Source organism: Rhodanobacter lycopersici (assembly GCF_040812335.1).
GTDB classification, from domain to species: domain Bacteria; phylum Pseudomonadota; class Gammaproteobacteria; order Xanthomonadales; family Rhodanobacteraceae; genus Rhodanobacter_A; species Rhodanobacter_A lycopersici.
The window spans coordinates 1-5497 of sequence record NZ_JBFOHK010000010.1 but is presented as its reverse complement, the minus strand read 5'-3'; the positions used below and the strand labels follow the sequence as shown (position 1 = coordinate 5497).

Below are 5497 nucleotides of genomic sequence, written 5' to 3'. Positions count from 1 at the left end.
CGAGACTGTTGACGGCCTGAAAGAACGATGTAGAATGGGCGGCTCACCGGGACGAAATGTCCCCTGGCGGAAGGTTCCGCGGTGAAGTGATCTTTGACAGTGTGCACAGGTGAATTGTGTGGACGCCTTGCGCTGGCGGGTTGATGACCTGTCCAAGCAATGCAAGCGTCCCACCCAAATGAAAGTCAGTAATGAGTTTCACTGGTTGGGGTCACGCTTCAGAAAGATAGACGGCCAAGTTCGCAAGGACGAAGTTGTCGAAAACTTAAGTGAAGAGTTTGATCCTGGCTCAGATTGAACGCTGGCGGCATGCCTAACACATGCAAGTCGAACGGCAGCACAGGTAGCAATACCGGGTGGCGAGTGGCGGACGGGTGAGTAATGCATCGGGATCTACCCTGACGTGGGGGATAACCTCGGGAAACCGGGACTAATACCGCATACGTCCTACGGGAGAAAGCGGGGGACCTTCGGGCCTCGCGCGGCAGGACGAACCGATGTGCGATTAGCTAGTTGGCGGGGTAATGGCCCACCAAGGCGACGATCGCTAGCTGGTCTGAGAGGATGATCAGCCACACTGGGACTGAGACACGGCCCAGACTCCTACGGGAGGCAGCAGTGGGGAATATTGGACAATGGGCGCAAGCCTGATCCAGCAATGCCGCGTGTGTGAAGAAGGCCTTCGGGTTGTAAAGCACTTTTATCAGGAGCGAAATACTACGGGTTAATAACCCGTGGGGCTGACGGTACCTGAGGAATAAGCACCGGCTAACTTCGTGCCAGCAGCCGCGGTAATACGAAGGGTGCAAGCGTTAATCGGAATTACTGGGCGTAAAGGGTGCGTAGGCGGTTCGTTAAGTCTGTTGTGAAATCCCCGGGCTCAACCTGGGAATGGCAATGGATACTGGCGAGCTAGAGTGTGTCAGAGGATGGTGGAATTCCCGGTGTAGCGGTGAAATGCGTAGAGATCGGGAGGAACATCAGTGGCGAAGGCGGCCATCTGGGACAACACTGACGCTGAAGCACGAAAGCGTGGGGAGCAAACAGGATTAGATACCCTGGTAGTCCACGCCCTAAACGATGCGAACTGGATGTTGGTCTCAACTCGGAGATCAGTGTCGAAGCTAACGCGTTAAGTTCGCCGCCTGGGGAGTACGGTCGCAAGACTGAAACTCAAAGGAATTGACGGGGGCCCGCACAAGCGGTGGAGTATGTGGTTTAATTCGATGCAACGCGAAGAACCTTACCTGGCCTTGACATGTCCGGAATCCTGCAGAGATGCGGGAGTGCCTTCGGGAATCGGAACACAGGTGCTGCATGGCTGTCGTCAGCTCGTGTCGTGAGATGTTGGGTTAAGTCCCGCAACGAGCGCAACCCTTGTCCTTAGTTGCCAGCACGTAAAGGTGGGAACTCTAAGGAGACTGCCGGTGACAAACCGGAGGAAGGTGGGGATGACGTCAAGTCCTCATGGCCCTTACGGCCAGGGCTACACACGTACTACAATGGTCGGTACAGAGGGTTGCAATACCGCGAGGTGGAGCCAATCCCAGAAAGCCGATCCCAGTCCGGATCGAAGTCTGCAACTCGACTTCGTGAAGTCGGAATCGCTAGTAATCGCAGATCAGCTATGCTGCGGTGAATACGTTCCCGGGCCTTGTACACACCGCCCGTCACACCATGGGAGTGAGTTGCTCCAGAAGCCGTTAGTCTAACCGCAAGGGGGACGACGACCACGGAGTGGTTCATGACTGGGGTGAAGTCGTAACAAGGTAGCCGTATCGGAAGGTGCGGCTGGATCACCTCCTTTCGAGAACGACAGCGCGACTCGTCGCGCAAGACGTCCACACAAGACACCTGTATTTCACGTAGCGTCCCTAGCAAGAAGCTTTCCGGGTCTGTAGCTCAGGTGGTTAGAGCGCACCCCTGATAAGGGTGAGGCCGGTGGTTCGAGTCCTCCCAGACCCACCAACCACGGGGCCATAGCTCAGCTGGGAGAGCACCTGCTTTGCAAGCAGGGGGTCGTCGGTTCGATCCCGACTGGCTCCACCATGGTGACGCGTGAAATCCAAGCACACATAAAGATTTGAAGCGAGGCGGCGTTGAGGCCGTTCTTGTGTTCTTTGAAAACTGGCAAACGAGTGACAAGCGTCTTGGTTCGAACCGAACCGAGACACGTGTTGAGGCACGAACAGGTGGTTTGAGAGTATGGCCCTGAGGCGACTTGGGGTTATATGGTCAAGCGACCAAGCGTATACGGTGGATGCCTTGGCAGTCAGAGGCGATGAAGGACGTGGCAGCCTGCGAAAAGTGTCGGGGAGCTGGCAACAAGCTTTGATCCGGCAATGTCCGAATGGGGAAACCCACCGCGCAAGCGGTATCCGTAACTGAATTCATAGGTTGCGGAAGCGAACCCGGGGAACTGAAATATCTAAGTACCCGGAGGAAAAGAAATCAACCGAGATTCCGTCAGTAGCGACGAGCGAACGCGGACTAGCCCAAAAGTGCACAGTGTTTTAGTCGAAGGGTCTGGAAAGGCCCGCCGCAGACGGTGATAGCCCGGTAGGCGAAAGGGCACCGTGCATGAAATTGAGTAAGGCGGGGCACGAGAAACCCTGTCTGAACATGGGGGGACCATCCTCCAAGGCTAAATACTCCTGACTGACCGATAGCGAACTAGTACCGTGAGGGAAAGGCGAAAAGAACCCCGGAGAGGGGAGTGAAATAGACCCTGAAACCGTATACGTACAAGCAGTGGAAGCCCGCAAGGGTGACTGCGTACCTTTTGTATAATGGGTCAGCGACTTACTGTCAGTGGCAAGCTTAACCGTCTAGGGGAGGCGAAGGGAAACCGAGTCTGAATAGGGCGCATAGTCTCTGGCAGTAGACCCGAAACCGAGTGATCTATCCATGGCCAGGTTGAAGGTGCGGTAACACGCACTGGAGGACCGAACCCACATCTGTTGCAATAGATGGGGATGAGCTGTGGATAGGAGTGAAAGGCTAAACAAACTCGGAGATAGCTGGTTCTCCTCGAAAGCTATTTAGGTAGCGCCTCGGACGAATCTTCCTGGGGGTAGAGCACTGTTATGGCTAGCGGGTCATCGCGACTTAGCAAACCATGGCAAACTCCGAATACCAGGACAGACTATCCGGGAGACACACGGCGGGTGCTAACGTCCGTCGTGAAAAGGGAAACAACCCAGACCCGCAGCTAAGGTCCCCAAGTTCTAGCTAAGTGGAAAACGATGTGGAAAGGCATAGACAGCCAGGAGGTTGGCTTAGAAGCAGCCATCCTTTAAAGAAAGCGTAATAGCTCACTGGTCGAGTCGGTCTGCGCGGAAGATTTAACGGGGCTAAGCTAGACACCGAAGCTCGGGGTGCACAGCAATGTGCGCGGTAGAGGAGCGTTCCGTAAGCCTGTGAAGGTGGATTGTAAAGTCTGCTGGAGGTATCGGAAGTGCGAATGCTGACATGAGTAACGATAATGCGGGTGAAAAGCCCGCACGCCGAAAGCCCAAGGTTTCCTCGCGCAACGTTCATCGGCGCAGGGTGAGTCGGCCCCTAAGGCGAGGCAGAAATGCGTAGTCGATGGGAAGCTGGTTAATATTCCAGCACTTTTCTTAAGTGCGATGTGGGGACGGAGAAGGTTAGGTCTACCGGGCGTTGGTTGTCCCGGGGAAAGGCGGTAGGCATGAGGGTTAGGCAAATCCGGCCCTCTTTATGCCGAGCACCGAGACGAGCCCTTTTGGGCGAAGTGACTGATACCACGCTTCCAGGAAAAGCCACTAAGCTTCAGCTTAAGAAAAACCGTACCGTAAACCGACACTGGTAGGCAGGGTGAGAATCCCAAGGCGCTTGAGAGAACTCGGGTGAAGGAACTAGGCAAAATGGCACCGTAACTTCGGGAGAAGGTGCGCCCGCCGGTGTGGTCACATGCGTGACTGAGCACTAGCGGGTCGCAGTAACCTGGCCGCTGCGACTGTTTATCAAAAACACAGCACTCTGCAAACACGAAAGTGGACGTATAGGGTGTGACGCCTGCCCGGTGCTGGAAGGTTAATTGATGGGGTCAGCCGCAAGGCGAAGCTCTTGATCGAAGCCCCAGTAAACGGCGGCCGTAACTATAACGGTCCTAAGGTAGCGAAATTCCTTGTCGGGTAAGTTCCGACCTGCACGAATGGCGTAACGACAGCGGCGCTGTCTCCACCCGAGACTCAGTGAAATTGAAATCGCTGTGAAGATGCAGCGTTCCCGCGGCAAGACGGAAAGACCCCGTGAACCTTTACTATAGCTTTACACTGAACGTTGAGTTCTTCTGTGTAGGATAGGTGGGAGGCTACGAAACCGAGACGCCAGTTTCGGTGGAGCCATCCTTGAAATACCACCCTGAAGTGCTTGACGTTCTAACCTCGGCCCGTAATCCGGGTCAGGGACCGTGTATGGTGGGTAGTTTGACTGGGGCGGTCTCCTCCCAAAGAGTAACGGAGGAGTACGAAGGTACGCTCAGCGCGGTCGGACATCGCGCACTGTGTGCAATGGCATAAGCGTGCTTGACTGCAAGATCGACGGATCAAGCAGGTACGAAAGTAGGTCATAGTGATCCGGTGGTTCTGTATGGAAGGGCCATCGCTCAACGGATAAAAGGTACTCCGGGGATAACAGGCTGATACCGCCCAAGAGTTCATATCGACGGCGGTGTTTGGCACCTCGATGTCGGCTCATCACATCCTGGGGCTGTAGCCGGTCCCAAGGGTATGGCTGTTCGCCATTTAAAGTGGTACGCGAGCTGGGTTCAGAACGTCGTGAGACAGTTCGGTCCCTATCTGTCGTGGGCGTTGGAGATTTGAGGGGGGCTGCTCCTAGTACGAGAGGACCGGAGTGGACGTTCCGCTGGTGTTCGGGTTGTCATGCCCATGGCATTGCCCGGTAGCTATGAACGGAAGCGATAACCGCTGAAAGCATCTAAGCGGGAAGCGCGCCCCAAGATGAGATCTCCCGAGAGTTCAACTCTCCTGTAGGCACCATTTAGACTAAGTGGTTGATAGGCGCGGTGTGGAAGTGCAGCAATGCATTGAGCTTACGCGTACTAATGAGCCGTGCGGCTTGACCATATAACCCCAAGTGGCCTTCGCCACGTGCCGGTTCCAGCAGAACCCGGACGCTTGTCACTCGTTTGCCAAAGTTTTACGTGAGGTCCTTCTCACGAAGAGCTAAACCGGCCAGCCATGGCCGACTCTTCAAAAAGGCTCTCACCCGCTTGTGGAGTTGGCGCATGGCGCTACTCCCACCCCTTCCCTGGCGGCCATAGCGCTGTGGTCCCACCCGATCCCATCCCGAACTCGGAAGTGAAACGCAGCCGCGCCGATGGTAGTGTGCACCTCGCATGCAAGAGTAGGTCACCGCCAGGGGCTTTATCCCTCAAACGCCCCCACCGATATCGGTGGGGGCGTTTGCTTGTGCGGCTTCGTCGTATGTCGGTGCCACGGATCGGCGCCGC

The 5497-nt window shown here is 55.6% G+C and carries 2 tRNA genes and 3 rRNA genes; all 5 read left to right on the top strand.

The features are described 5' to 3' along the window. Positions 1 to 266: 266 nt before the first annotated feature. The 5 genes from ABQJ54_RS19065 (at position 267) to rrf (ending at position 5408) form a co-directional block, all read left to right on the top strand. Positions 267 to 1807: ribosomal RNA gene (locus tag ABQJ54_RS19065) — 16S ribosomal RNA — on the top strand. 84 nt (positions 1808 to 1891) lie between these two features. Next, positions 1892 to 1968 (top strand) — tRNA-Ile (locus tag ABQJ54_RS19060). Positions 1969 to 1973: 5 nt separating this feature from the next. Next, a tRNA-Ala gene (locus ABQJ54_RS19055) sits at positions 1974 to 2049 on the top strand. Between the two features lie 184 nt (positions 2050 to 2233). Then, positions 2234 to 5111: ribosomal RNA gene (locus ABQJ54_RS19050) — 23S ribosomal RNA — on the top strand. A gap of 183 nt (positions 5112 to 5294) precedes the next feature. After that, positions 5295 to 5408: ribosomal RNA gene (gene rrf / locus ABQJ54_RS19045) — 5S ribosomal RNA — on the top strand. The 16S, 23S and 5S rRNA genes sit together here with 2 tRNA genes alongside, the layout of an rRNA operon. The last annotated feature ends 89 nt before the right edge of the window (positions 5409 to 5497 follow it).